Raw genomic sequence first — 25,364 nt, 5'->3', positions numbered from 1 at the left:
GGGCGGCAGCCGAGGCCGTGGCCGTGGGCACGGCCGTGACCGGCGGCGCTGGCGCGGGCGGCGGAGGCGGAGGCGCGGCGGCGACGTCCGGGGCCGGGGAACCGCCGCAGGCCGCGAGGGCGAGCAGCGCGAGAAGCGCGAGCGGCGCCGTGCGTCGGGAGAAAGTTATGTTCGGCATGGGAGCCAAGCATGGGAGAAGGGCGCGGAAATGCACGCGTTCCGAGGCCGCGGCGGGCGACGGGAACATGCTGCCCGGAGCGCGGGGAGGTGGTAGACTCCTCCGTCAGGGGAGGGCCTCTCGCCTATGGATTCACCGCTTCCGATTACGGGCTCCTATGTCACCACGTTCGGCACGCTGCGGCTCGAAGCGCGCGGCGACAAGGTGACGGGTAAATACACCCACCAGGACGGCTCCGTCACGGGCACACTCACGGGCAATACGATCCGCGGCACGTGGGTGCAGAAAGGAAATGCGAGCGAAGGGACGTTCGTGCTCGAATTCGATCGCGGCGCCAATGGGTTCCGCGGCACCTGGGAGGGCGGCGGCAGCGGCCCCTGGAACGGCGTGCGGCTCGAGCTCGCGCCCGCGGATCGGGGCGGTTTTCCCGGCGGCTGGAACAGCCTCGCCGAGGGCCCGCTCCTCGCTGGCCCGATGATCGGCGAGGTCTCCACCGAGGACGCGTACATCTGGACGCAGGCCCGCTGCACCTCTCCCCTCACGCTCGTGGTCGCGACGGAGGGCAGCGAGGTTCGTCGTATCGTCAAGACGCCCGCGTGGAACGAATGGCTCTGCCAGGTCTTTCACGTCGAGGATCTACGTCCCGGCGTCCAGTACACGTACTGGCTCGAGAGCACGCATGGAAAGACGCCTGCGCGTCCCCTCCCCCTCGCCCCTGCCCCCGACGCGCGCGCCGTGCGCATCGCATTCGGCTCGTGCCTCTGCTTCTACCACCATCCCGAGCTCCCCATTCTCGACGCCATCGAGCGCGACGCGCCGGCGTGCCTCGCGATGATCGGGGACAACACCTATTATTACCAGTTCGACTGGCAGAGCGAGCACTCCATGATGCTCGCCCAGCTCCGCGCCCGCAACAATCCCTCGTTCCGGCGCCTCGTCTCGGCCTTGCCGACCCTCGGCGTCTGGGACGACCACGATTTCGGCCCCAACGACGCCGACAATCGTTTCTCCGGCAAGGACATGGCGTTTCGCGCGTTCCGCCGCTCCTGGGCGAATGCCCGCTGGGGCACGAATGCCACCGCCGGCGTCTTCTCCTCGGTTCGAATGGGCCCGGCCGAGCTCTTCCTCCTCGACAGCCGGTGGTATCGCAATCAGCCCGCGCATACCCTGCTCGGCGAGGCGCAGCTCGTCTGGCTCGTCGAGTCCCTCGAAAGGAGCACGGCGCCCGTCAAGATCATCGCGTCGCCGACGCAGGTCCTCGCCGACGCCGCCGTCGCGAAGGGCTGGGAATGCTTCCGCCGCGACGCGCCCCAGGAGCTCGAAGGGTTGCTCGGCGAGATCGAGGCGCGCGACATCCGCGGCGTCGTCTTCGTCAGCGGCGATCTGCACATGGCGAACCTCTTCCACCAGGAGGGCCGCGACTTGCACGGCCGCCGCGGCCCCGAATGGTGGGAGCTCACCACGAGCCCGCTCGCCAATGATCCGTGGATGGAATCGATCGCCGGCAAGGATCGCTTCCTCGTCGCCGAGGTCGTCGATCGCAACAATTACGGCCTCATCGACATCGACCTCGATCGCAAGGGCAAGGAGGTCCTGCTCGTGTGCAAGGACGAGCAAGGCCGCGTCCTCTTCGATCAGCCGATCGCGCTCCCCACGCTCGCCGTCCGCCGTTGATCGGCCTTCTTCTTCACGAACGTGCTCCGCACGAAGCCGATGAACTCCTGCAATGCCGGGGCGTTGTCGTCGGCGCGCCATACGATGTAGAGCGTCGCGCGCGGCGCGCCCACGATGGGCCGGATGGCGAGGCCTTTGCGGCCGGCGCGGCGGATCGATCCGGGCATGATCGCGAGGCCGAACCCCGCGGCGACGAGGCTCACGATGTCGTCGAGCTGCGGAGCCTCCTGCACGATCCGCGGCGTGAAGCTCGCGTCGCGGCAAAACGCCATGATCTGATCGAAAAACGCCGGGCTGCGTTGCCGAGGGAAAATGACGAACGGCTCGTGCGCGAGCATCCCGAGCTGGATACGTTTGTGCTCGGCGAGCCGGTGCCCGGCCGGTAGCACGGCCACCAGCGGATCCCGCGCCACGCACGCGAAGGCGAGCGACGCGTCGTCGACCCGGCCACGCAGGAGGCCCACGTCGATCGAGCCTTCCTTGAGGGCGTCGATCTGCGCCTGCGGCGACATCTCGCGCAGGGCGATCTCGACCTTCGGGAACCGCTCGTGGAAGGCGCGCAAGAGGTCGGTGATGCCGCTGTATGCGAGCGACGAGATGTAGCTCACGGCGACCCGCCCGATCTCGCCGACGCTGGCGCGGCGGGCCTCGTGGACGGCCAGATCAAGCGCTTCGAGCAGGCCGCGAATACGGCCGAGGAACACCACGCCGGCGGGCGTGAGCTCCACGCGCCGCCGCGCGCGGTCGAACAGCGGAAACCCGAGCTCCGCTTCGAGCTCCTGGATCTGTCGGCTCAGTGGGGGCTGCGTCATACGCAGCCTCCGCGCGGCGCGGCCGAAGTGTTTCTCCTCGGCGACCGTCAAGAAGTAGCGCAGGTGGCGCAGTTCCATACCTGCAGGGTATCAGACGATGCCCCGGAATGCATTGGACGGTAGCGACCGACCCCAGGAAGCTTCCTGTGCCCTCGGCTCGTCCCGTTTTTCCGGGCCTGACCTTCGAGGGCCGCAGGGAGTGGCACATGTGGCTCGTCGTCACTGCGCTCAAGCGCCCATACACCTTCATCGTGATGTCGATGCTCATCGTCCTCACGGGGGTGTTCACCATCCTCCGGATGCCGACGGACATCTTTCCGGAGATCGACATCCCGGTGATCTCCGTGATCTTCAACTACGGCGGTTTGCCGCCGGAGGAGATGGAGAAGCGGGTCGTCAACAACTACGAGCGTTTCCTCACCACCATCGTCAACGACATCGAGCACGTCGAGAGCCAATCGCTCACGGGCATCGCCATCGTAAAAGTGTACCTCCAGCCCGGCGCGAGCGTCGAAGCCGCGACGGCGCAGATCACCGCGGCCTCGCAGGTCGCGATCCGCCAGATGCCGCCGGGCATGACGCCGCCGCTCGTCATCCGCTACAGCGCCTCCAACGTGCCGATCATGCAGGCCGCGCTGGAGAGCGAGTCGCTGAGCGAGCAGCAGCTCTTCGACTACGGCGTCAACTTCATCCGCGCCGACATCGCGACCATCAAGGGCGTGCAGATCCCCTGGCCCTACGGCGGCAAGCAGCGCCAGATCATGGTCGACATCGATCCGGCGCGCCTCTACGCGTGGGGCCTGTCGCCGCGTGACGTCAACGCGGCGATCGGGCTGCAGAACGTCATCCTGCCGGCCGGCTCGGCGAAGATGGGCGAGAACGAGTACCCCATCATCATGAACTCGAGCCCCGCCGCGCTCGAGGAGCTCGGCAACCTGCCGCTCAAGACCGTCGACGGCAAGACCATCTACGTTCGGGACGTCGCGAACATCCGCGACGGCAACGCGCCGCAGCAGAGCATGGTGCACGTCGGCGGCCAGCGCAGCGTGCTCATGACCATGCTGAAGGGCGGCAACGCGAGCACGCTCGACGTCGCCTCGCGCATCCGCGAGATGCTGCCGGCGACGATGGAGAAGCTGCCCAAGGACCTCCGGGCCACGCTCCTCTTCGATCAGTCGCTCTTCGTGCGTGCCGCCGTCGAGGGCGTCGTGCACGAGGCGCTCATCGCCGCGGTGCTCACGGCGCTCATGATCCTGCTCTTCCTCGGGAGCTGGCGGAGCACGCTCATCGTCGTGGTCTCGATCCCGCTCTCGATCCTGGTCTCGATCATCATCCTGAACGCGCTCGGCCACACGCTGAACACCATGACGCTCGGCGGCATGGCGCTCGCCGTCGGCATCCTCGTCGACGACGCCACCGTCGCGATCGAGAACATCCACCGAAACCTCGGCCAGAAGAAGTCGTTCATCCGCGCGATCGTCGACGGCGCCCAGGAGATCGCGGTCCCCGCGCTCGTCTCCACGCTGTGCATCTGCATCGTGTTCGTCCCGGTCGCGTTCATCACGGGCGCGGCGAAGTCGCTCTTCATCCCGCTCGCGCTGGCCGTCGTGTTCGCGATGCTCATGTCGTACGTCCTGTCCCGTACGCTCGTGCCCACGCTCGTCCGGCTCCTGCTCGCGAAAGAGGCGGAGGAGCACGCGTCGGGCCATCACGAGGCGCCGAAGAGCGTGTTCGGCCGCATCTTCGTGCGGTTCAACGAAGCCTTCGATCGGCTGCGGACCTCCTACGGAAAACTCCTCGCGTGGGCGCTCGCGCATCGCGCCGCGTTCGTGACCAGCTTCCTCGTCTTCGTCGCCGCGTCCGTCTCGCTCTTCCCGCTCCTCGGGCGCGACTTCTTCCCGCGCGTCGACGCGGGCCTCATCAAGCTCCACGTCCGCGGCGCCCCGGGCACGCGGCTCGAGGAGAGCGAACATCGCTTCGCGCGCATCGAGGACACGATCCGCGAGGTCATCCCCCCGCGCGAGATCGAGACGATGATCGACAACCTCGGCATCCCGGCGAGCGGCATCAACCTCTCGTTGAGCGAGGGCGCGCTCATCTCCTCGGCCGACGGGCAGATCCTGATCTCGCTGAAGAAGGGCCACGCGCCGACCGAGGCGTACGTCCAGAAGCTCCGCGAGAAGCTCAACGCGAGTTATCCCGACACGACCTTCTTCTTCCTGCCGCCGGACATCACGACGCAGGTCCTGAACTTCGGCCTGCCCGCCCCCATCAACGTCCGCGTCGTGGGGCCGATCGGCAAGGAAGAAGAGACCTACGGCGTCGCGGAGAACCTCGTCGCGCGCATGAAGCAGATCCCCGGCGCGGTGGACGTCCACCTCGCGCAGGTCATGCGCAGGCCGCAGCTGCGCATCGAGGTCGACCGCACGATGGCTGACCAGATGGGCCTTACGCAACGTGACGTCGCGAGCGACGTCCTCGTCTCGCTCTCGTCGAGCGGGCAGGTCTCGCCGAGCTACTGGCTCGACAAGCGCGGCGTGCAGTACCTCGTCGCCGTGCAGACGCCCCAGTACGCGGTGGGCTCGGTCGACGCCCTCAACGCGACCCCGCTCTCCACGGGCGACGGCAGGCCCCAGCTCCTCTCGAACGTCGCGCAGGTCCAGCGCGGCACCGGGCCCGTGAACGTCACGCACTACAACGTGGCGCGGACCTACGACGTCCAGGCGAACGTCGAGGGCACCGACCTCGGCTCCGTCGCGAGCGCCGTCACGAACCTCGTCGACGGCATGAAGAACGAGCTGCCGCGCGGCACGAAGGTGACCGTCACGGGGCAGGTCGAGAGCATGGACTCCTCGTTCCGCGGCCTCGGCTACGGCCTCTTGTTCGCGATCGTGCTCGTGTACCTGCTCATGGTCGTGAACTTCCAGTCGTGGCTCGATCCCTTCGTCATCCTGATGGCCCTGCCGGGCGCCATCGCGGGGATCGCGTGGATGCTCTTCCTCTCGCGCACCACGCTGAGCGTGCCCGCGCTCATGGGATCGATCATGTGCGTCGGCGTCGCCACGGCGAACTCGATCCTCGTCGTCACGTTCGCCAACGATCAACGAAAGCTCGGCCGTGACGCGACGGCCGCGGCCCTCGCCGCAGGCATGACGCGCCTGCGGCCGGTGCTCATGACCGCGCTCGCCATGATCATCGGCATGCTCCCCATGTCGACGGGTCTCGGCGAGGGCGGCGAGCAGAACGCGCCTCTCGGCCGCGCGGTCATCGGCGGCCTCCTCCTCGCGACGGTGACCACGCTCTTCTTCGTGCCTGTGATGTACAGCATCCTCCGCAAGAAGGCGCCCATGACGGATCCGCTGACGGAGTCGCTATGAGCCCCAACGAGTCCCATTCCATCCCAGAGTCCCACTCCACCCCGAAGCCCGACGACCTCGGCTTCGACCTGCCGCAGCCCGCGACGCTCTCCCGGACGCAGGTGTTCGCTGCGTGCACGGCGCTCGTCCTCGTGCTCGGCGGCGTCTTCGCCGTGACCTACCTGCCCCGCCGGAGCGCCCGCGCGGCGCTCGAGGCGGGCGTGAAGGCGGCCGAGACCACGGCGCCCCGCGTCGAGGTCCTCACGCCGAAGGCCACGTCGAGTGATCGCTCGCTCGTGCTGCCGGGCAGCATCCGGCCGCTCGAGGAGACGGTCGTCTACCCGCGCGTGAGCGGCTACGTGCGCAAGTGGAACGTCGACATCGGCGACAAGGTCACGGAGGGGCAGGTCCTCGCCGAGATCGACACGCCCGAGCTCGATCGCGAGCTCATGCAGGCGAACGCCGAGCTCACGCAGGCCAAGGCCGCGCTGGTCCGGGCCGAGGCGAGCCGCGATCTGTCGAAGTCGAACCTCGCGCGGTACGAAAAACTTGTGCCCGCGGGCGTGGCCTCGCAGGAGGACCTCGAGCAGCGGCAGGGGCAGGCGCGCGTCGACGCGGCGGGCGTGACGGTGGCGCAGGCCTCCATCACGTCCGCGTCGGCGAGCATCCAGCGCATCCGTGATCTGAAGGGGTTCGCGAAGATCGTCGCGCCGTTCGCGGGCACGATCGTCTCCCGCTCGATCGAGCGGGGGGCGCTCGTCTCGGCGGGCAACGGCACGCCGCTCTTCCGGATCGCCGCGACGGACCCCGTGCGGGTCTTCGTCGGCATCCCGCAGGACATCGCGCCGGGCGTGAAGGTCGGCGCGAAGGCCGTGGTCGCGGTGCGGGAGTTCGCGGGGCAGAACTTCGAGGGCACGGTCGCGCGCACGTCGGGCGCGCTCGACGCGGCCACGCGCACGATGAACACCGAGGTGCGCGTGCCGAACCCCGACAACAAGCTCCTCTCGGGCATGTACGCCGAGGTCTCGCTCACCTTGCCCTTGCCGCACCGCGTGCTCGAGGTGCCTGCGACCGCGCTCTACAACGACGCGAAGGGCCTTCGCGTCGCGGTCGTGGACGCGGAGAACAAGATCCGCTTCGCGCCCATCACGGTCGAGCGCGACACGGGCGCGACGATCCTCATCTCGACCGGCCTCGACGGCAGCGAGCGCGTCGTGAAGCTTGCAAATGTGCAACTCGTCGAGGGGACGACGGTCGAAATTTTGCTCCCCGCGCCCCCTCCGAAGTAGCGAACTGCCCGCTCAGCGGCCGCCGCCGCCGGGCGAACCCCCCGTCTGCCCTCCCGAAGTCGATCCCCCGGTCCCGGGAGTCGATCCCCCGGTCCCGGGAGTCGATCCCCCTGCCCCCGGAGCTGATCCCCCGGTCCCCGAAGTCGATCCCCCGGTCCCGCCGGTCGATCCCCCGGTCCCCGGAGCTGATCCCCCGGTCCCCGGAGCTGATCCCCCGGTCCCGCCGGTCGATCCCCCTGGGGATCGCGTGTCCGGGCTCGGGGACTACCTCCCCTTGCTCGGGGGCTGCGTCCCGGTGGTCGGGGGCTGCGTCCCGGTGGTCGGGGGCTGTGCCCCGGTGGTCGGCGGTTGTGTGCCCGTCTGCGGAGGTGTCGCACCTGGTCCGGGCGGCGTCCCGGGCAGGCCCTCCGGTGGACAAGCCAACCCCTCGCCCGTGCCCGGCTCCACGCCGGGCGGACAGACGTACGGCGTCCGCGTCCCGGGCATCTGGCCGCGTTGTGTCCCCTGGTTATCGTCCCGGTCCTGCCCCTGCCCTGCGGCGCCGTTCTGGCCCGCGCCGCCGGGTTGTCCCGGACAACTGTCGGCTCCGTTTTGCGCGTAGGCCGCGCCGATCAAACCCATCCAGATGCCGAGCGCAGCCGCTCCGCGTTGCCACCCACGAGCCATGACGTCCCTCCGTCGTTATCGGGCGGCGACCCCGCCGCCCCCCGCGTTGCGTCCCGCGTGCAAGGCGCGAGCCGCTTGCAATTCGCCAGGCAATCGGGCATTCTCATCGACCCGAAGGAGGCCCGTCATGCGACCGATTGCGACGATGAGCCTCGCCCCGACGTCTCTCTGACGCCGGCGAGGCTCCTACCCCGGACCGAACGAAGCGCGCCGCGAGGACACGCGGCAGGCACGGGTTCGTCACGCAGTCGGAGCATGGAATGACGAGAGATCGTTCGCGGGGCCGCGCTGGCTCCGCTCGGGATGCGGATTCTTTTTTCGGAGCGGCGGAGGACCGGAAGGTCGAGCGCAAGGAGCGCCAGCTCTGCCGGCAGGTGCAGGAAGCAGTGAGCGAGGCGCTCGCCGCAATCGAGGACGACGTCCTCCTCGAGGTGTGGGTGGCCGACGTGGAGCCCGCGCCCGACGCAGGGAGGCTCGCGGTGATCGTGCAGGCGCCGCGGGGCACGCCACCCGAGGACGTGGCAGCGCGGCTCGAAAAGGTGGCCGGGTATCTGCGCGCGGAGGTGGCGAGCGCGATCACGCGGAAACGCGTGCCGACGTTGACCTTCCGCGTATTGCCGCCCGAGACGGGAGGGGAATCGTGACCGCGCACGTCGCGACGTTCCTCCCCGACGGAACGAGCGCCCAGCTTCGGGCGGCGCTCGCGCGGCTCGCGCGAACCGAGGATGTCGTGCACGTCGCGGTCATGCCGGACGCGCACGTCGCCGAGGAGGTCTGCGTGGGCACGGTGACGGCCACGACGCGGCGGATCTTGCCCGCCGCGGTCGGGGGCGACATCGGCTGCGGAATGGTGGCCGTGCGTCTCCAGGCGAGCGCCGACCTGCTCGCCGATCGCGAGCGGGCGGCGCGGCTGCTCGCGGGGTTTTACCAGCGCATTCCGCACGTCCTGCATCCCGCCGCCGCGGCGCCGGAGCTGCCGGACGAGCTCGGGGAGGCGCCGATCGGCGACGGCGCGCTCGAAGGGATGAAGCGGCGCGAGGGCCGGATGGAGTTCGGCACGCTCGGCCGGGGAAACCATTTTCTGGAGGTGCAACGCGACGACGGAGAATCGTTGTGGCTGCTCGTGCATTCGGGCTCCCGCGCGATGGGGCCGGCCATCCGGCACCATTTCGAGGGCCGCGCCGAGCGTGATCCCTCGGGGCTCGCGTTTCTCGAAGCGGACAGCGAGGCCGGGCGGGCGTATCTCGACGCCGCGGGATGGGCCGCGCGATATGCACGAGCGAGCCGGGCGCGGATGGTCGACGCGGCGATCGAGCTCTTCGGCGAGCTCTTCGGCGCCTTTGCCGATCCGAGCTCACGCCTGGAGATCGACCACAACCACGTACGGCGCGAATCCCACGGCGGGCGCGAGCTCTGGGTGCACCGCAAAGGCGCGATGGGCCTCTCGGCGGGCGAGCCCGGCGTGGTGCCCGGATCGATGGGCAGCGAGAGCTTCCACGTGGAAGGGCGCGGCCACCCCGAGGCGCTCGATTCGTCGGCGCACGGGGCCGGCCGCGCGCTGTCGCGAGCCGAAGCGCGCAGGCGTATCGGGCAGCGGCAGCTCCTCCGCGAGGCCGAGGGCGTTTGGTTCGACCATCGCTTGGCCGATCGGCTGCGCGAGGAAGCGCCGAGCGCGTACAAGGACATCGGCGCGGTGATGCGCGCGCAGCGGGAGCTCGTGCGCATCGTGCGCAGGCTCCGGCCGGTGCTCGTGTACAAGGCGGCGTGAGCGAATCCGGGGGCCGCGCCGAACGGCGAGCGGCGCGGCCCCTCGCGCGCTAGATTGCGTCCCCCGCCATGTCCGAGCCCACGTGGAAAAAGCTCGTCGCAGAGCTGAAGCGGAAAGGCCACGAGAGCCCGTACCTCGACCGCTTGCGCGATCACCTGCCGACCCACCTCGGCGGCAACGATCTCGCCGCCGAGATCCTTCGCGAGATGGCCTCCGCGCTCGGCCGCTCGGAGGACAAGATCAATGCCGCCCTGCTCGAGCTGGAAGTCCTCGGCCTCGCCATCGACGAGCTCGTTGCCGCGGGGACCGAGCGCAACCAGGTCGAGATTCGCGCCCGCGTCGCAGCCTTCAACGAAGGGCGCACGCGGGCCGAGCAGGCGCTCTGGGAGCTCCGCGTCCACCGCGAAGCGCTCGGCTTCGTGCGGAATGACGACCTCGCCTCCCTGTACCCGATCCCGCCGCGTCGCCGCGTCTGATCTGTTTCTCGAAGCCGCTTCGCTGGGGCTTTGCCCCAGGCCCCACCAGGGGCTGTCCGCCCCTGGACCCGGACCAGCGCAAGCGCTGGACCCGGGGTCGATGAACTGCGCGATGCGCAGTTCATCGAACAGACCCCATGGGCCAACCGGGCCCACCCCCTCGCATGAAACTCGGGCTCGAGTTTCCATGGCAGGTCGAGGCAAGACCAGCTACGACCCTGCCAACCAAGACCGCCGTGATTGGCAACGCTGTCCCTGGTCTTGCCACCGGCCTGTGGGAAGAACTGCGCATCGCGCAGTTCTTCCCCAAATGGTCCAGGGCTTGCCCTGGTTCGGGTCGAGGGGCGAACAGCCCCCGCGGGGCCCGGGGCAGAGCCCCGGCGCGGCGGTTTGCGAACCGAGACCGGACGGTTCCCGCAGCGCGGGAAAGGTGATACGTCACGAGACGGCCCTGGAGCCGTCCCCATGCTGCGCCCTTCCCTGTTGATGTCCTTTGCCCTTCTCGCCGGGTGCATCCGCGAGGACGTCCTCACGGACGGGCAAGCGACATCGGCGCCGGCGCCTCCGGCCATCGCCTCGCCCGAGCCTGCTCCGGTGGACGTCGCGCCTGCGGCGGACACGCCGGCCGCGCCGGGCGTCCCCATGCCTCGTGCTTATCGCAAGCGGCTCGACGCGGCCGTGGCGCTCAATGCGACGTGCGTCGCGTGCCATGCCGACGAGGCCAAGCAATGGCAGGGCTCGCACCACCAGCAATCGAACCTCAATCCGGCGTATCGCAAGGCGTTCGCGATCGAGCCCTCGCCCTTCTGCCGCGGCTGCCACGCGCCGGAGGGGGATCCCCGGATAGAGCCGCCCAAGGCCGTGAGCGAGCTCGGCGTCGGCTGCGTGACCTGCCACGTCACCGAAGAGGGATTTGTCCTCGCCGCGGCCTCCTCCGGCGATGGCCCCGCCCGTGCGCCGCACCCTTTGCGCCGCTCGCTTGCCTTCAGCCAGACGGGCGGCTGCGCCGGCTGCCACGAATTCCGGTTTCCGATGGGCGTCGGCAACGACGACGGGCAATTCATGCAGACCACGGCGCGCGAGCACCTGCGCTCGCCCGCGGCTGGGAAGGCTTGCGCCGATTGCCACATGCCGCTCGTCGAGGGCCGCCGCTCGCACGCCTTCGCCGAGGTCCGTGATCCTGCCTGGTTACGGGACAACCTCCGGGCCACGGCCGAACGCGCCGAGGCCGATACCCTCCGCGTCACGCTCGTCCAGCCCGCGCCGGGGCACGATTTCCCCACGGGCGACCTCTTCCGCCGCCTCGAGGTCGGCTGCGAGCTCAAAGACGAGCGCGGGACCGTCCTCCGCCGCGAGGTCCGCCACCTCGCGCGCCATTTCCAGATCATCCCCGGACAACCCGGTCGGCACCTCGCGGCCGACGATCGCGTCGGCCGCGATCCGAAGGTCGTCGACCTCGACATCCCGCCTCCCTCGGGGGCGCCGCAGCGCGGGACCCTCTCCTGGTGGGTGCGTTATCAGCGTGTGGCGACGGTCGGCACCGGGACGAACCCGGCTGATGCGAAGGTCGAGTCCGAGGTCTTGCTTCATTCGGGGGACATTCCGTGGGGCGCGAAATGAGCGCTCGCAAGTGATCACGACCGGCGAAAGCCGAACCGCGCTCGAACCGAGGCCTCGGCCTGTTTCGCCGCGCGCGTCGTGCAGACGAGGTCGACGATGCACGACGCCGGGACGTGGCGCACGAGCACGACGCCGTTTTGCGCCTCCCACACGCCCTGCCCCGCGCCCTGCAATCGCTCGACCGAGATCTCCAGCATGACCGGGGTCGCCGAGCGCTTGCCGACCTTGCTCTCGAGCGTCGGGGCCAGGTGCACGTGGGTGCGCTTCTGCGGATAAAGGCCTTCCCGTGCGATCGGGGCCGTCGCCTCGACCGTGGTCCCGTGCCAGAGGCTGCCGCCGGCCGTGTAGGGCCGCCACGACGCCTCCAGGGCCTCGAGCGTGACGGGCATGTTCTCGGTCGAATGGCCCTGGCAGGCGCGTACGCGGTCGCCTTCGAGCGTCAGGCGGCTCTTGTTGTTCGTCGCGACCACCTCGTCGAGGGCCGCGCGGCTGATACGGAGGTAACGCAGCACCTCGGGGACGGGCACCCAGCCGGCCGCATCCATCGATACGCCGGCCTCGCGCGCCCCGTGGCGGAGGAGCCAAGAGAGGGTCTTGCTAAGCTCTACGATGTTCATGAGGCCCGAGGGTAGCGGCCCCTGCCATCGGCGGAAGTCGTCTTTTCGGATGAGCTATCATCCTGACGGATAGTCATGCTGGAGACCTCCTGGCTCTACGCCTTCGCCGCCTTCGCCGAGCACAAGAACTTCACGCACGCCGCCCGCGCCGTCGGCCTCTCGCAGCCCGCGCTGCACGCGCAGGTGCAGAAGCTCGCGGAGGTCGTCGGCACGCCGCTCTACCGCCGCGTCGGCCGCGCCCTCGTGCTCACGGACGGCGGCGAGCGGGTCGCGGCGTATGCGCGGAGGACGCTCTCGCAGCAGGTCGAGTTCGTCGAAGGCCTGCGCGCAGGGAGGCCGCGCGCGCGCGTGGTGCTCTCCGCGGGCGAAGGGGCGTACCTCTACCTCATCGGCGAGGCCGTGCAGCGCTCGGTGCGCGATGCGCGGACGCCGCTCTCGCTGCTCGTGCGGGACGCGGCGGGCACGCTCGCGGCCGTGCGCACGGGCGAGGCGCACGTGGGCGTGCTCCCGCTGGAGACGCGGCCGCCGCGGCTCGTGGTGGAGCCGCTCGCCGTCGTCGGGCAGATGCTCGTGGTGCCCGAGGGCCACCCGCTCGCCTCCAAGGAGCGCGTGGAGCTCACCGATCTCGAAGGTGCCGCGCTCGTCGTGCCGCCCGAGGGCCAGCCGCAACGCGTGGCGCTCGACGAGTCGCTCCGGGCCGCGGGCGTGCGCTGGGACGTGGCCGTCGAGGTGCGCGGCTGGCCGCTCACGCTGCGGCTCGCGCGCCTCGGCGCCGGGCTCGCGATCGTCAACGATTTCTGCCGCCTGCCGCCCGGCCTCGTGGGCCGCCCGATCGACGGCTTGCCGAGCCAAACCTACGCCGCGATCCGCCTCGCCGACGCCCCGCTCGAAGGCGGCACCGAGCGCGTCTGGCGGCGCTTGCTCTCCGCGGCGCGACGTTGATCACCCGGCCCTGATCGAGCGATACTCCCGCGCCCCCGATGTCCCGCGCCGAGCCGCTCTTCCGCGCCGCCTTCCTCGCGACGATGTTCGGCGCGCTCGCGGGCTGCGCGAAGCCGCCGGAGACCGTGTATTTCGTGGCGGTGGGCGCGCGCGACGAGGTGCCCAAGGCCCGCGGCGCCTGCCGCGTCGCCGAGGCCCGGCCGAGCGCGCCGATCCATTTCGACCCCGCGGGCCAGACCTACGAGGCCGTTGATCCCGGCCGCGTGCGGATCCCCTGCGAGCATGGCGTCGTCGTGCTCGACGTGCGCCGCCCGAGCCGCGTCCGCGTCGACACGACCCAGGCCGCCAAGCGCGGCGATTTGCTCGTCATGGAGCTCCAGGCTTTCGACGACGCGGGACAACGCCTCTCGTTCGGCCGCGCGCCCGTCGCGTGGTCGTTCACGGGCGCGCTCGGTCCGCGCCGTCCGCCCGCGTGCACGGGCGCGGAGGCGGCGTGCGCGCCCGAGAACGCTGGATATGCGGTCGCCTTCGACCAGGGCGAGGGCCAGGTCCTCGCGCGGTTCGGCGGGCTCTCGTCGCGGATCGTGGTGACCGTGTTGCCTTGACGGCGGCTACGCCTCGGGCGGGGTCATCCACTGGACGAACTGCACGAGGATCCCGTTCGGATCCGTGACCTGAAAGAACCGCTCGCCCCACGGCTCGGTCTGGAGCGGCGTCGTGATGGGCACGCCCTCTCCGCGCAGCCGCGCCTCCTCGGCGTCCACGTCGGGCACGACGAACGCGACGATCAAGCCGCCGGCGTGCGCGTGCTTCAGCGTCTCCGGCTGCAGCGAGGAGAGCCCTTGCCGCAGGAAGATGAGGTGGAATCCGACGTCCTTGCGGGCCATCGACACGAAGCCGTCGGCCGCCATCTCCGGGGCAAACCCCATGTGCCGCACGAAGAAGTCGCGTGAAGCCTCGACATCCTTGACGTTGAGCGAAATCGCCGACGCGGTGGTTGCTTGCATGCGTGTGTTCCTCGATCCTGGGGGAAGGCCCCTCGTGAAGGTGGACATCAACTACGTACATTGTACAGTGTACGTCGCACAGTATTCTGGTCAAGGGGCTGGAGACCGATTTTCATGCCGCCGAACAAACCCGCGACCCCGGATCCCGCGCGCACGCTTTCGCTCCTGTGGCGGCACAGCCTTTCGCCCTCGCGAACGCGGGGGCCGCGGCCGTCGCTCACCGTGGACCGGGTCGTCGAGGCGGCCATCACGCTCGCCGACGAACAGGGGCTCGACGCGGTCACGGTGCGCTCGGTGGCCGAGGCCGTGGGCGCGTCCCCGATGTCCGTCTACACGTATGTGCCGGGAGGAAAAACCGAGCTGATCGAGCTGATGATCGACGTGGTGTACCTCCGCGCCGATCGGCCGGCGTGGGGCGAGCTCGGCTGGCGCGAGCGGGTGCTCTCCGTCGCGAACCAGAACCGCGCGCTCCACGCCGCGCATCCATGGCTGATCCACGCGTCCACGAGCCGCCCGCCGCTCGGCCCGGGCGTGATCACGAAGTACGAGTACGAGCTCTCGGCGTTCGACGGCCTCGGTTTGTCGGACGTCGAGGTCGACGCGGCGCTCACGTTCGTCCTCGGCTTCGTGCAGGCAAACGCGCGCAGCGCGGCCGAGGCGGCGGCGCTCCCCGAGGCCACGGCGATGACCGACGCGGCGTGGTGGGAGGCGCAGGCGGAGCTGCTCGGCCGGGTCGTCGATCCAACGAAGTTCCCTCGGGCCACGCGCATCGGCGAAGCCGCGGGCACGGCCCAAGGCGGGGCTTATCAGGCCGAGGCGGCCTACCGGTTTGGCATGGACCGCGTCCTCGACGGGCTCGATCAGCTCGTCGAGCGGAAGAAAAAGGCTTGAAGTCGCGCGTCAGCCGTCGAGGCCCATGGGGAACATCGGGATCACGACCGTGTAGCGCGCGCCGAAGTCCCCGCGCTCGACCGCGAGGTATCCGCCGAGCTGACGACAAACCGAGGCCACGTCCTCCATCGACACGACATCCATCGTGTCATCCGTGTCCGTGACCTCGAACCACACCGATGGCGCGTCGCCGAGGCGCCCCTCGCGCCCCTGGCGAACCCGGAACGCGACGCTCCCGGGGCGCGGTCGCAAGGCCCGTCCCCCGAAGACGCGGAGCAGGAGCCAGCGCACCTTCGATTCGTCGCTCTCCATGAACCCGAGCTCGTCGGGTTGCTCGACTTGCAGCGCGTCGCGCGTCCGCTCGAACGCCGGGGCCACGGCCAGCACCACCTCGGCGACGAGCGCGCCGAGCGCGAACGGCACGACCACGACCGGCCGCCCGCGCGCTTCCGCCTCGCTCTCCGTGATCACCTCGTGGAGCAGCAGATCCGCGTGCTCCTGGCGCACGCGCTCGCCGAGCGCGTCCGTGCCCCAGCGCGCATAGGCGTCGAGCGCGCGGTGCACATGGATCCGCGCGCGCGCCTCGTCGCCCCGGTCGCGGAAAAACGCCGCGGCCCTCTCGCAGGCGATCGCGACGTGGGGCGTGAGCCGCGCCGCCTCGGCCGCCTCGACGGCGCGCTCGTAGAGCGGGCCCGCCGCGGCGTGATCCCCGGAGATGCGCGCTCGCTCGGCGGCGAGGAGGAGGTCCTTGTGGGCGAAATTCGCGGGACAGGCGCGCGCCCAGCCGGCGATGTGCGCGGCGTTCCGCTCGAAGGTCGCGTACGGGTCGTCCGAGGGGCTCGCCCCTTCGGCGCAGAGGCGCGCGGCCGCGAGGCTGGTCAGGTATACGGCGTCGGTGGCGAAGTAAAACCACGCCCCCGCCCCGCCTCCGCCGGCGATCACGAGCACGTCCTCGTCGTCGCCGTTCAGGAAGGCCAGCGTGATGCGCGCCGCCCGGTACCACGAGAGCGCGAAATGCACGCCTCGCTCGTGCAAGGAGGCGACGAACGTGTCCTCGTCGAAGCCGTCCCCGGAGAGCGAACGCACATCGATCGTGCGCCCCGCGAGCGCCGCGAGGATACGCCGCACCAGCGTCTGGACCGCGATCGACGAGGCGACCTTGGTCCGCTCCATCAAAGCGAGGAGCCGCTCGGCCTCCTCGTCGACGTCCTTCAGGGGATCGCCGAGCGCGAGGCGCAAGAGCACGATGTGGCTGCACGCATAGGACAGATAGATGTAATCGCCCGTCGCGAGCCCCGTGCGGTAGGCTTTCCGGAGATATCCGAGCACGTCGGGGATGGGCTCGAGGAAATGGGCGTACGAGCCGTACACGAAATTCAATCGGCAAGGCTCGCCCGCGCTGCCGCGCCGCTCGTCGAGCCGGAGCGCGAGCTTGCCGAACGCCCCCGCCTCGGCATAACGACCGAGCGACGTGGCGAGGTGCATGCCGTAGAGCATGTACCCATAAATCGATTCGTCCGCGTGCCCGTGTTCGAGCGAGATGTTCGCCTGGATCGCCGCGCAAAGGCTGAAGAGCGCGGGGCGAACCAGGTTCGCCGGCGCGAGCAGGTTCGTGAGGATCTCGAGCTTGGCGCGTTTGTCCGGGTCTTCGAGCGGCGCGCCCTCCGCCAGCGCGGAGAGCCCGCGCGCCGCGAGACGCTCGCGCACCCGGGCGTGCTCCTTTTCTGCGAGGATTTTCGCCTCCGCCTCGTCCCGCGGGATGTCGAGGCCGAGTTCTGCGAGAGCGTCGAGCCCCACTTCGATGGCAGAGGCCGCGCGACCACGCGTCGTGCGGACGGCCATGCGGACCCGGCACACGGCGGCCTTTTCGGGGCTCGTTCGTGGCGGGACCGGCAAGGCGACGAGGAGCGCCTCGGCCTCGTCGAGCTGTCCTCGCAGGTACACGCATTCGGCCCGGCCGAGGTGGAGCGCGAAGAGGAGCGTCGGATCGTCCCCGGAGAGCGCGAGCGCCGCGCCCGCGGCATAATAACGGGCCGCCGCGTCGTACGCCGTCCGCGCCTTGGCCCGCGCTCCGGCCGCGAGGTCGAGCCGGGCGAGCTCGTCACGCTCGGCCGCGCCGGTGATGAGCGAGGCGCCGGCGTTCAGGTGCTCGACGAATTCGAAGAGTTTTTCGTCGATGACGCCGCGGACGCGCGCGTCGGCGTAAAGACGACGCCCGACGAGGAGCCGGATTCGCGGCAGATCGTCCTCGCCGATGAGCTCGTAGGCGGCTTGTCGTACGCGATCGTGCAGGAATCGGAACGGGATGGGCGCGTCGTCCGCAGCGCTGATCCGCCTGCGTGGCTCGGCGGGCATGACGAGATTTTTCCCCTGCGCCTGCGAGAGGGCCGCGAGGGCATCGGCCGCCGTGGTGCCGCGCGCCGCCGCGAGATCGTGCACGTCGAAGAGCGCGCCGATGCACGCGGCGATCTGCAGCGTGGCCTGCGTCTCGGCCGGGAGCTTGCGCATTTCCCGGACGATCAGGGCGACCTCGTCCTCGGGGAGCGGGGCCGTCCGGATCTGCGCCAGATCCCAGGCAAACGCGCCGGGGACCGCGCCTTCCGCGAGGAACCCCTCCTGCACGAGGAAGCGGAGGAACTCCCGCACGAAAAACGGGTTTCCGCGGGTACGCCGGTGCACCTCGGCCGCGAGCGCCTGGATGTCGGGCCCCACGGAAGCGTCGAGCGCGTCGGCGATCATCACCTCCAGGTGCTCGGGCCCGAGCGGCGGGAGATCGATTTCTTCGAGGCGCGCGCCGCGCTGCCGGAGCGCGACCTTCGCCGCCGTGACCGGATGCTCCGGGCCCACTTCCTGATCGCGGTACGCCCCGATCAGCAGGGTGTTTCGAATGCTGGGATCACCCGCGACGGCCAGGAGGAAGCGGAGCGAGGCATCATCGGCCCATTGCAGATCGTCGAGGAACAGGACGAGCGGATGCTCGGGCCGCGCGAAAACGGAAAGGAACTTGAGGAGCGCATGCTCCAGGCGGGCCTGCGAATCCGCCGAGCTCGCCGAGGACGCCGTCGCCGTGGGCGATCGCGACGAGGGCGCCCCGATCATCGAGCGCGCGCTCGGAAGGGTCTCGACGAGAATGGCCGTGCCCTCGCCGAGCGCCTCGTACAGGCGCTCTTGCCATTCGGCCGTATCGTCCCCCTCGCCGTCACCGAGCACCCGCTGCGCCAGATCGTCGAGCGCGCGCAGGAGCGTGGCGAAGGGGACGGTGCGGTTGTACTGGTCGAATTTGCCAGCCACGAGGTGCCCGCGCCGGGCAGCGAGCGAGGCGCCGAGCTCCTCGACGAGCGTCGATTTCCCCGCGCCCGCCCAGCCCGAGACGAGCACGATTTCGCTCGCCCCGGTCGCGGCGCGCTCGAAGGCCCGGAGCAAGGCCCAGACCTCGGCCTCGCGCCCATAACGCTTGTCGGGTAGCTGGAACCTCACGCGTCGCTCACCGCTCCCTCCGGAAGCTTCGCCCCGAGCACGTCGATTCGAATCAGAGGCCCGGCATGGACACGTATCCGGGCAGCGCGCGGATACGTTCGACCCAGGCAATGACGTTTCGATAATCGTCGAGCTGTACCTTGCCCTCTCGCACGAGGCCGACGTACGGGAAGACGGCGATGTCGGCGATGGTCGGCCGATCGTGCTCGAGCCAGGCGCGCTTGGCGAGGTGGGCGTCGAGGACGTCGAGGGCCGCGCGGCTCCGGTCCTGGGCGAGGCCGAGATCGAGCTGGACGCCGAGGAGGAAATGCAGCCGCGCGAGGAACGGGCCGTGATGGACCTCGTTCGCGGCAAACGAGAGCCACTGCACGACGCGGGCGAGCCCGGCCGGATCCGAGGGCAGCCACGCCTCGCCCCCGTACTTCCGCGCGAGATATACCAGGATGGCCTGCGAATCCCGCAGCGTCTCGTCGCCGTCGACGAGCACGGGCACCTGGCCGAGCGGGTTCATCGCGAGGAACGAGGGGGTCTTGTGCTCGCCGTTCAGCAGGTCCACCACGATCTCCTCGTGCTCGAGGCGGAGCATCGAGAGCAGGAGGCGCACCTTGTGGCTATTCCCGGACAGCGGATGCGAATAAAGCTTCATATCGGTCGGTGTCTTTCCAGCCGAAGCGAATCTTTCCGTGACGTCACGAAAAGCCTCGTGTTCACCCGCGATCCCCCGTGAAACAGGGGACGATGGGCAAGGGAGGTGCGCTCGCGGCGCGTGCCGGAGTATCGACCGCCGTGCGGGCGCAGTCAAACTACGTGGAGCGCATCGGCGCCGCTGCCGTGCGTCACGGTACGCTCGGAAACGAACCGCGCGCGCACGGCGTTTCGCACCTCCGCGCGTTGCGCCTCGTTGTCGAGCACGAACTCGACGCAGAAGCCACCATGCTCGCCCGCCGGAGAGCGCACGCGGCCTGGGATTGGAAGCGCCGCGTTGAAAAGCCCGTCGATCGATACCTCGATCGCGGCGTCGAGCGGCGGCGGGCGAACCCCGGCGAGGACGAGCCCGAAGGGCCCGAGCGACGTCGCCCTCGCCGCCTGCCACGCGCCGCCTTCGTGCCGCATGCGCGCGGGCAGATCGCAATGCCTGCGGCCCGAGGTCAGAGGTACGACCGGATCTCGGGCGAACGACCCGTCGATCAGCGGGCGAATGCCGTCCGTCGCGGATGGGGCGAGGATCTCCGCCGGACACATCGCGTCGAACAAGGACCACCACACGTGGACACCGTAAGCCATCGCGTAAGCAATGCGACGCGCCGACGCTGGATGTTTCCAGCCCTCCTCGCAAAGCGCGAACAGGGAGACCGCGTGATCGGCGTCGATCTCCGCGTGCAGACGGTAATGGCGCTGGGCGTCGAGATCGCCCCAGAACCTCTCGTGGATGATCTGGGCGAGCATCGTCGATATCTTGATGTGCGTATACTCGACGATGCCCGTGGCCGCGGCGCCCATCTCGGCGGGGTTCACGAGGCAGAAATCGAGGAGCGATTGGTACGCGACGGCGACGCGGATCGGGCACTCTCGCGCCGCCTCCGCCTCGTCGAGGCCAATGGCGCGCAGGTACCCCGCGAACGTGCCGCGGTGCGTGCTCTCGAGGGCTCCGTGCCCGTGCTCCTCGACCACGTTTTCATACACGGTGGCGAGGCGCCGCTCCATCGCAGGCACGCGCGCGAGCACCGCCGTCAACGCACGCGAAAAATGTTCAACGAAGTGCAAATAGGGCGCCTGGCTCCGGCGAAACTCCTCGAGCCTCGTCGCGGGCGCTCGCATCCATGAAAAGTACGGGTGCTTGCCGAAATCGTAGACGCGGCTCAGCGCCTCGGCGCCGTCGAGGACCGAGGAACCGGCGGTGATTTCCGAAAGCGTGATGTCGGAAACGCGGTGAAGAAGAATGGGCATGGCGTCGCTCCCCGCTTTTTCCAGCTTCCGATGTGGACTGTGAAAGTTATGAAGAGAAGGAAAACACGGCTTCGACGGATGGTCAACGACGCATTCGTGCGGCGTCCCGTGTGACGTCCATTGAAATGTCAGGCCCCGCGCAGGGGGCGCCCGGCGAGCGCTCGGACACGCGCGCCTCGAACCCGTCGCTCGCATCACAATACACGCCTCGTACCGCGTCGACGCGTTCGCGGCAGCGAGCGCCGTTCGTCCACGATTTTCGATCGGAATAGACGAATCCGTCAGAAATATGACTCCCATGCCATCGAAGAAATGTGATGGGAGCAAAGGAAAACCGCTGACGGGCTGGCGTGGGCTGCGGTAATGAGCACAGCGGGGGATGGGAATCCATCGTGAACTTTCTTCCTGCGAATGACGAGATCCGCCCATGTCCCCGCCGATGAACGGGTCCCACCACGGGCGCGCGCGCCTCGGTCCGGGGGCGGTCGTCGCGGGCCGTTTCCGAATCGAAGAGCTCGCCGGAAAGGGTGGGATGGGAGAGGTGTTTCGCGCCCGCGATCTCCACACCGGCGCCGACGTCGCGCTCAAGCTCCTCTACCCCGCCGAGGACGGGTTCGAGCAGGCCGCCCGCTTCGACCGGGAGGCGCGGCTCCTGTCCCAGCTCGGGCATCCGGGAATCGTCTCGTACCTCGCGCACGGCAAGGCCGAGGACGGACGGCCATATCTCGTCCTCGAATGGCTCTCCGGCCACGATCTCGGCAAGCGCCTCGCCGAGGGGCCGCTCGACGTACGTGATTGCGTGACCTTGCTCCTCACGCTCGCGGACGCGCTCGCCGCGGCCCACGCGAAGGGAATCCTCCACCGCGACATCAAGCCGAGCAACCTCTTCCTGCGGGACGGCCGCGTCGATCGCGTCACGTTGCTCGATTTCGGCATTGCGCGAAACGCCCTCTCCGCCACGGTCCTCACGCGCCCCGGCGCCCTCCTCGGGACGCCCGGCTACATGGCCCCCGAGCAGGCGCGCGGCGAGGAGGAGCTCCAGCCGAGCGCGGACGTGTTCGCGCTCGGCTGCGTCGCGTTCCACGGTTTGACCGGAAAACCCCCGTTTTTCGCGCCAAGCGCGCTCGTGATGCTCGCGAAGATCCTTTTCGAGGAGGTGCCCCGCGTCGACCTGCTCCGGCCCGGTATCCCCCGGGCGCTCTCCGACCTCGTCGCGCGGATGCTCGAAAAGGATCCGTCGCGGCGACCCGAAGGCGCCGCGGCCCTCCGCGACGAGCTCGTGGCCATGGCCGCGCGCCTCGCGGACGACGTCGGCGAGGCGGCGGGGCGCGCCGATCTCTCGCCCGCCGCGGCGCTCAGCGGCGACGCCTTGCAATTGCTCTCCGTCGTCGTGGCCATTCCGGGGGTGGAGCCGCCTTCCACCGAGGCGGAGACGGCTTCCGCGCGGGCCGCGTGGAGCTCGCTCCGGGAAGCCCTGCGCGCGCGGTTCCTCCGCCTGGGGGCGCGCGTCGAATGGCTGGCGAGCGGCGCCCTCGTCATCGTCGTCACGCCTGCGCAGAGCGCCGTGGATCTGGCCACGCAGGCGGCGCGTTGCGCGCTCGCCGTGCACGCGGCGTGGCCCACGGCCCGCGTCGCCCTGACCACGGGCCGCGGGGTGATGAAAGAAAAGGTCCTCGTCGGCGAGGCGATCGAGCGCGCTTTTTCGCGGATAGCGCCCGGCGAAACTCCCCCGGTGGCCGGGGAGATGGTCCCTCCGGCGACGTTGCAATCGGGCATTCTTCTGGACGAGCTGTCCGCCAAGCTGCTCGAGCCTCGATTCGCGATCACGTTCTCCGGACAAACGCCAGTCCTCTGCGAGGAGCGCGTGATCGAGGTGGACACATCGCGCCTCCTCATCGGTCGTCCGACCCCATGTGTCGGGCGCGAGCGGGAGCTCGCCCTGCTCGTCGCGGCGATCGAGGGATCCATCGAGCAAGCCGAGCCGGCGGGGGCGCTCGTGGTCGCGCCGCCCGGCATGGGAAAATCCCGCCTGCGGCACGAGCTTTTGCGCCGGCTCCGCGCCCGCTCGCTCGAAATGCTGGTGCTCTTCGGGAGCGGCGCGCCGCTCAGCGCGGGGTCGCCTTATGGGGTGCTCGGCGAGGCCTTGCGCAGGCTTTGCGAGGTCGAGATCGGGGATCCGCCGGCTCGAAAAGAAGAGAAGATCCGCCAGCGCGTCGGGCGTCACGTGGCGCCCGCGGAGCAGAGACGGGTGAGCGAGTTTCTGGCGACGATGTGCGGCGTCGGTGTGGAGGAGCCGACTGCCCTGCTCCGCGCGGCGTTCCGGGATCCCAAGATCATGAACGAGCAGATCCAGCGGGCCTTTCTGGATCTGCTCACCGCCGAGTGCGCCGAACACCCCGTCCTCCTGGTGCTCGAAGATCTTCATTGGGGGGATCCCGCGACGGTGAAGCTCGTCGACGCGGCCCTCGTGGAGCGGCGCGAATTGCCTTTTTTCGTGCTGGCCCTCGCCCGGCCCGAGATCGTCGAGGTGTTTCCGAGGCTCTGGAAGGGGCGCATCGTCCATCGCGTCCGGCTCGGGGGGCTGCACGACAGCGCCGCCGGTGAGCTCGTCACGGCCGTGCTCGGCCCCGACGTGCCGGCGGCCTCGCTCGAGCGTGTCGTGGAGCAGGCCGCGGGCAATGCGTTGTTCCTCGAGGAGCTCATCCGCGCGGCCGCCGAGGGCAAAGCGGAAGGGCAGCCCGACACGGTGCTGGCGATGCTCCAGGCGCGGCTCTCGTGCCTCGATCCGGCGTGCCGGCGCGCCCTCTCCGCGGCGAGCGTCTTCGGACGAACCTTCTGGCGCGGCGGGGTGCTCGCGCTCCTCGGGCGAACGCCGGGCTCGTCGTCGACGGACGAGCGGCTCTCCGAGCTGGTCGAGGCCGAGGTCCTCCAGCGGCGAACGCAAAGCCGTTTTACCGGAGAAACGGAGTACGAGTTCCGCCACGCGCTCCTGCGCGACGCCGCGTATGGGCTCTTGACCGAAGCGGATCGCGTGCTCGGGCATCGGCTCTCGTGCGCGTACCTGGAGCAGGTGGGCGAGACGGATCCCATGGTGCTCGCCGAGCACGCCCGCGCGGGTGGAGATCTCGCGCGGGCCGCGGTCCATTACCTTCGCGCCGCGCGGCAATCGTATCATCAGGACGATCTCGACGGGATGTGGACGCGCGCGGAGCGGGGCCTCCAGTGCGGCGCCTCCGGCGAGCTGCGGGGCAAACTCCTCGCGCTCGAGCTCGAGGCTTGCGTCTGGCGCCTCGACTGGCAAAACGGCGTCCAGATCGGCAAGGAAGCGCTGTCGCTCCTGTCCGAGGGGAGCGTCGCCTGGAACGAGGCGGCGGCATCATTCCTGGTGATCGTGGTCAACAGGACCATGCAAAACGAGGTGGACACGCTCGTCCGGGTCCTCCAGGAGGTCGATCCTCCGCCGGATGCCGTGGCCTCGTGCCTTCTGCTGCTCGGAGCGAACACGTGCGCGCTCGGAATGATGGGGAACTACGAGCGCGCGGCGCGCCTGCTTTCGCGGCTGGAAGCGCTCTCCCCGCGCCTCCCGGAGGGCGAGCTCCTGGCCGCCGGCCACATACAGCAGGCGCGCGCGATTTTCGCTTTCTTCATCGAGGGGGATCTCTGGGCGACCCTCACGTTCGCCCGTGCCAGCATCGAGCTTTATACGTCGGCGTGCTCCTCGAACTGGTGGGGCATGAGCATGTGCCTGTCGAGCGCGGCGCTCGCGGCGCTCGGCGACATCGCCGCGGCGGAGCAAGCGATCGAGGACGTCCTCGCGAGCGCGCTCCGCAGGAACGACGTGTTCCTCGTGTCCACGGCACGTTTTTATCGAATGCTCGTCCTCGCGAAGCAAAACGCGCCGGATCGGCGGGCGGAGATCGAGGGGCTCGCCAGGCTGCTCATCGAGCAGGGCGCGATGGAAGACACCATCGCCGTCTCGTACGGCGCGCTCGCGCGGGTCTTCCTGGCCGAGGGGCGGGTCGTGGAGGCCCGGGAGGCCGCCGAAAAGGCGCTCGGGCACATGAAATACATTCGCGGCTGGCGCCCGTCGATCGAGAGGACGCTCATCGTGGCATTGCTCCGCGAAGGGCGTCCGGAGGATGCACGTCGCGTCGCGGAAGAGGTCGCTCGCTGGATGAAAGCGCGAGACGGCATGGCGGGGTATGCGGAGATCCCGCTGCGTCTCGCGATCGTCGAGGCGCGCGCCGCGACCGGGGACATGCCAGCCGCCCGAGAGGCGCTCGCGGAGGCGATCCGCAGGCTCGAATGGCGGCTCGAAAGAATCGAGGATCCGGCGATGCGGGCGCTTCACCGCGAGCTCCCGGAGCACGTGCGTCTCCGGGAGCTCGAACGAGAATGGCTCCAAAGCTAGGCATCAGGCAGCCCTGCGACGACGCGCGGCGATGAGCCCGAGCGCGCAGAGGCCGACGAATGCGATCCCGGAGGGGCCGTCGGCCGCCCCGGGCGCCGTTCGGCAGCCGCAGCCCGCATCATCCCTCGGCTCGCCGCTGCCGCCAGCGCCACCGCTGCCGCCGACACCGCCAGCGCCGCCAGCGCCGCCAACGCCGCCGCTGCCGCCCGCGCCACCGCTCCCGCCAGCACCGC

The 25,364-nt window shown here is 69.8% G+C and carries 19 protein-coding genes; 11 read left to right on the top strand and 8 right to left on the bottom strand.

Features of this window, described 5'->3' with window-relative positions; all coding sequences use genetic code 11:
* Positions 1 to 304: 304 nt before the first annotated feature.
* Positions 305 to 1,852 carry an alkaline phosphatase D family protein gene (locus QHF83_RS48800; protein WP_282425026.1) on the top strand — a complete coding sequence of 516 codons (1,548 nt, stop codon included), beginning with the start codon at positions 305 to 307 and terminating at the stop codon, positions 1,850 to 1,852.
* Here QHF83_RS48800 and QHF83_RS48795 read toward each other — a convergent pair.
* Positions 1,813 to 2,742: a LysR family transcriptional regulator gene (locus QHF83_RS48795; RefSeq protein WP_282425025.1), complete on the bottom strand. Its 930-nt coding sequence runs from the start codon at positions 2,740 to 2,742 to the stop codon at positions 1,813 to 1,815. The two genes, QHF83_RS48800 and QHF83_RS48795, sit on opposite strands and share 40 nt — an antisense overlap.
* Before the next feature lie 128 nt (positions 2,743 to 2,870).
* Between QHF83_RS48795 and QHF83_RS48790 the strand changes: the two genes are divergently transcribed.
* Complete coding sequence (locus QHF83_RS48790) at positions 2,871 to 6,041, top strand: efflux RND transporter permease subunit (protein ID WP_282425024.1); 3,171 nt, start codon at positions 2,871 to 2,873, stop codon at positions 6,039 to 6,041.
* Positions 6,038 to 7,309: an efflux RND transporter periplasmic adaptor subunit gene (locus QHF83_RS48785; protein WP_282425023.1), complete on the top strand. Its 1,272-nt coding sequence runs from the start codon at positions 6,038 to 6,040 to the stop codon at positions 7,307 to 7,309. Before QHF83_RS48790 ends, QHF83_RS48785 begins: the two co-directional genes overlap by 4 nt.
* 264 nt (positions 7,310 to 7,573) lie before the next feature.
* Here QHF83_RS48785 and QHF83_RS48780 read toward each other — a convergent pair whose 3' ends face one another.
* Complete coding sequence (locus QHF83_RS48780) at positions 7,574 to 7,975, bottom strand: hypothetical protein (protein ID WP_282425022.1); 402 nt, start codon at positions 7,973 to 7,975, stop codon at positions 7,574 to 7,576.
* 260 nt (positions 7,976 to 8,235) lie between these two features.
* Between QHF83_RS48780 and QHF83_RS48775 the strand changes: the two genes are divergently transcribed.
* The 4 genes from QHF83_RS48775 (at position 8,236) to QHF83_RS48760 (ending at position 11,839) form a co-directional block, all read left to right on the top strand.
* Positions 8,236 to 8,619 carry a ribosome-binding factor A gene (locus QHF83_RS48775; protein WP_282425021.1) on the top strand — a complete coding sequence of 128 codons (384 nt, stop codon included), beginning with the start codon at positions 8,236 to 8,238 and terminating at the stop codon, positions 8,617 to 8,619.
* Positions 8,616 to 9,743: an RtcB family protein gene (locus QHF83_RS48770; RefSeq protein ID WP_282425020.1), complete on the top strand. Its 1,128-nt coding sequence runs from the start codon at positions 8,616 to 8,618 to the stop codon at positions 9,741 to 9,743. The genes QHF83_RS48775 and QHF83_RS48770 overlap by 4 nt, the downstream gene beginning before the upstream one ends.
* A 68-nt stretch (positions 9,744 to 9,811) precedes the next feature.
* Positions 9,812 to 10,219 (top strand): hypothetical protein, encoded by a 408-nt coding sequence (locus QHF83_RS48765; RefSeq protein WP_282425019.1) that lies wholly within the window; start codon positions 9,812 to 9,814, stop codon positions 10,217 to 10,219.
* A gap of 486 nt (positions 10,220 to 10,705) precedes the next feature.
* Positions 10,706 to 11,839 (top strand): multiheme c-type cytochrome, encoded by a 1,134-nt coding sequence (locus QHF83_RS48760; protein WP_282425018.1) that lies wholly within the window; start codon positions 10,706 to 10,708, stop codon positions 11,837 to 11,839.
* Positions 11,840 to 11,853: 14 nt separating this feature from the next.
* On the opposite strand, the gene QHF83_RS48755 is transcribed toward QHF83_RS48760, so the two are convergent.
* A complete protein-coding gene (locus QHF83_RS48755) occupies positions 11,854 to 12,456 on the bottom strand; it encodes an RNA 2'-phosphotransferase (protein WP_282425017.1) in 603 nt (200 codons plus the stop codon).
* Between the two features lie 75 nt (positions 12,457 to 12,531).
* On the opposite strand from QHF83_RS48755, the gene QHF83_RS48750 reads away from it, so the two are divergent.
* Positions 12,532 to 13,398, top strand: a complete 867-nt coding sequence (locus QHF83_RS48750) for a LysR family transcriptional regulator (RefSeq protein ID WP_282425016.1) — start codon at positions 12,532 to 12,534, stop codon at positions 13,396 to 13,398.
* Between the two features lie 38 nt (positions 13,399 to 13,436).
* Positions 13,437 to 14,003 (top strand): hypothetical protein, encoded by a 567-nt coding sequence (locus tag QHF83_RS48745; RefSeq protein ID WP_282425015.1) that lies wholly within the window; start codon positions 13,437 to 13,439, stop codon positions 14,001 to 14,003.
* Positions 14,004 to 14,009: 6 nt separating this feature from the next.
* Here QHF83_RS48745 and QHF83_RS48740 read toward each other — a convergent pair whose 3' ends face one another.
* Positions 14,010 to 14,405: a VOC family protein gene (locus QHF83_RS48740; protein WP_282425014.1), complete on the bottom strand. Its 396-nt coding sequence runs from the start codon at positions 14,403 to 14,405 to the stop codon at positions 14,010 to 14,012.
* Positions 14,406 to 14,519: 114 nt separating this feature from the next.
* On the opposite strand from QHF83_RS48740, the gene QHF83_RS48735 reads away from it, so the two are divergent.
* Positions 14,520 to 15,296: a TetR/AcrR family transcriptional regulator gene (locus tag QHF83_RS48735; RefSeq protein WP_282425013.1), complete on the top strand. Its 777-nt coding sequence runs from the start codon at positions 14,520 to 14,522 to the stop codon at positions 15,294 to 15,296.
* 9 nt (positions 15,297 to 15,305) lie between these two features.
* Here QHF83_RS48735 and QHF83_RS48730 read toward each other — a convergent pair whose 3' ends face one another.
* The 3 genes from QHF83_RS48730 to QHF83_RS48720 all read right to left on the bottom strand — a co-directional run bounded on the left by QHF83_RS48730 (position 15,306) and on the right by QHF83_RS48720 (position 20,720).
* Positions 15,306 to 18,773 (bottom strand): AAA family ATPase, encoded by a 3,468-nt coding sequence (locus QHF83_RS48730; protein ID WP_282425012.1) that lies wholly within the window; start codon positions 18,771 to 18,773, stop codon positions 15,306 to 15,308.
* Between the two features lie 52 nt (positions 18,774 to 18,825).
* Positions 18,826 to 19,419: a glutathione S-transferase family protein gene (locus QHF83_RS48725; protein ID WP_282425011.1), complete on the bottom strand. Its 594-nt coding sequence runs from the start codon at positions 19,417 to 19,419 to the stop codon at positions 18,826 to 18,828.
* 152 nt (positions 19,420 to 19,571) lie between these two features.
* A complete protein-coding gene (locus tag QHF83_RS48720) occupies positions 19,572 to 20,720 on the bottom strand; it encodes an iron-containing redox enzyme family protein (RefSeq protein WP_282425010.1) in 1,149 nt (382 codons plus the stop codon).
* A 439-nt stretch (positions 20,721 to 21,159) separates the two neighbouring features.
* Here QHF83_RS48720 and QHF83_RS48715 point away from each other — a divergent pair, with 439 nt between their 5' ends.
* Entirely contained in the window at positions 21,160 to 25,131 is a 3,972-nt protein-coding gene (locus QHF83_RS48715; protein ID WP_282425009.1) for a serine/threonine-protein kinase, read from the top strand.
* A 3-nt stretch (positions 25,132 to 25,134) separates the two neighbouring features.
* Here the strand turns inward: QHF83_RS48715 and QHF83_RS48710 are convergent.
* On the bottom strand, positions 25,135 to 25,364 hold a 230-nt coding region (locus QHF83_RS48710; RefSeq protein WP_282425008.1), incomplete at its 5' end, for an MYXO-CTERM sorting domain-containing protein.

The sequence above is a fragment of the Polyangium sp. 15x6 genome (genome assembly GCF_029960785.1).
In the GTDB taxonomy this organism is placed as follows: domain Bacteria; phylum Myxococcota_A; class Polyangia; order Polyangiales; family Polyangiaceae; genus Polyangium.
This window is presented reverse-complemented; position numbering and strand designations above follow the sequence as displayed.

What these genes read in the sequence shown, in the direction of transcription:
- QHF83_RS48800 (WP_282425026.1), top strand. Translation starts at nt 305, where the DNA reads ATGGATTCACCGCTTCCGATTACGGGCTCCTATGTCACCACGTTCGGC.
- QHF83_RS48795 (WP_282425025.1), bottom strand. Translation starts at nt 2,742, where the DNA reads ATGGAACTGCGCCACCTGCGCTACTTCTTGACGGTCGCCGAGGAGAAA.
- QHF83_RS48790 (WP_282425024.1), top strand. Translation starts at nt 2,871, where the DNA reads ATGTGGCTCGTCGTCACTGCGCTCAAGCGCCCATACACCTTCATCGTG.
- QHF83_RS48785 (WP_282425023.1), top strand. Translation starts at nt 6,038, where the DNA reads ATGAGCCCCAACGAGTCCCATTCCATCCCAGAGTCCCACTCCACCCCG.
- QHF83_RS48780 (WP_282425022.1), bottom strand. Translation starts at nt 7,975, where the DNA reads ATGGCTCGTGGGTGGCAACGCGGAGCGGCTGCGCTCGGCATCTGGATG.
- QHF83_RS48775 (WP_282425021.1), top strand. Translation starts at nt 8,236, where the DNA reads ATGACGAGAGATCGTTCGCGGGGCCGCGCTGGCTCCGCTCGGGATGCG.
- QHF83_RS48765 (WP_282425019.1), top strand. Translation starts at nt 9,812, where the DNA reads ATGTCCGAGCCCACGTGGAAAAAGCTCGTCGCAGAGCTGAAGCGGAAA.
- QHF83_RS48760 (WP_282425018.1), top strand. Translation starts at nt 10,706, where the DNA reads ATGTCCTTTGCCCTTCTCGCCGGGTGCATCCGCGAGGACGTCCTCACG.
- QHF83_RS48755 (WP_282425017.1), bottom strand. Translation starts at nt 12,456, where the DNA reads ATGAACATCGTAGAGCTTAGCAAGACCCTCTCTTGGCTCCTCCGCCAC.
- QHF83_RS48750 (WP_282425016.1), top strand. Translation starts at nt 12,532, where the DNA reads ATGCTGGAGACCTCCTGGCTCTACGCCTTCGCCGCCTTCGCCGAGCAC.
- QHF83_RS48745 (WP_282425015.1), top strand. Translation starts at nt 13,437, where the DNA reads ATGTCCCGCGCCGAGCCGCTCTTCCGCGCCGCCTTCCTCGCGACGATG.
- QHF83_RS48740 (WP_282425014.1), bottom strand. Translation starts at nt 14,405, where the DNA reads ATGCAAGCAACCACCGCGTCGGCGATTTCGCTCAACGTCAAGGATGTC.
- QHF83_RS48735 (WP_282425013.1), top strand. Translation starts at nt 14,520, where the DNA reads ATGCCGCCGAACAAACCCGCGACCCCGGATCCCGCGCGCACGCTTTCG.
- QHF83_RS48725 (WP_282425011.1), bottom strand. Translation starts at nt 19,419, where the DNA reads ATGAAGCTTTATTCGCATCCGCTGTCCGGGAATAGCCACAAGGTGCGC.
- QHF83_RS48720 (WP_282425010.1), bottom strand. Translation starts at nt 20,720, where the DNA reads ATGCCCATTCTTCTTCACCGCGTTTCCGACATCACGCTTTCGGAAATC.
- QHF83_RS48715 (WP_282425009.1), top strand. Translation starts at nt 21,160, where the DNA reads ATGAACGGGTCCCACCACGGGCGCGCGCGCCTCGGTCCGGGGGCGGTC.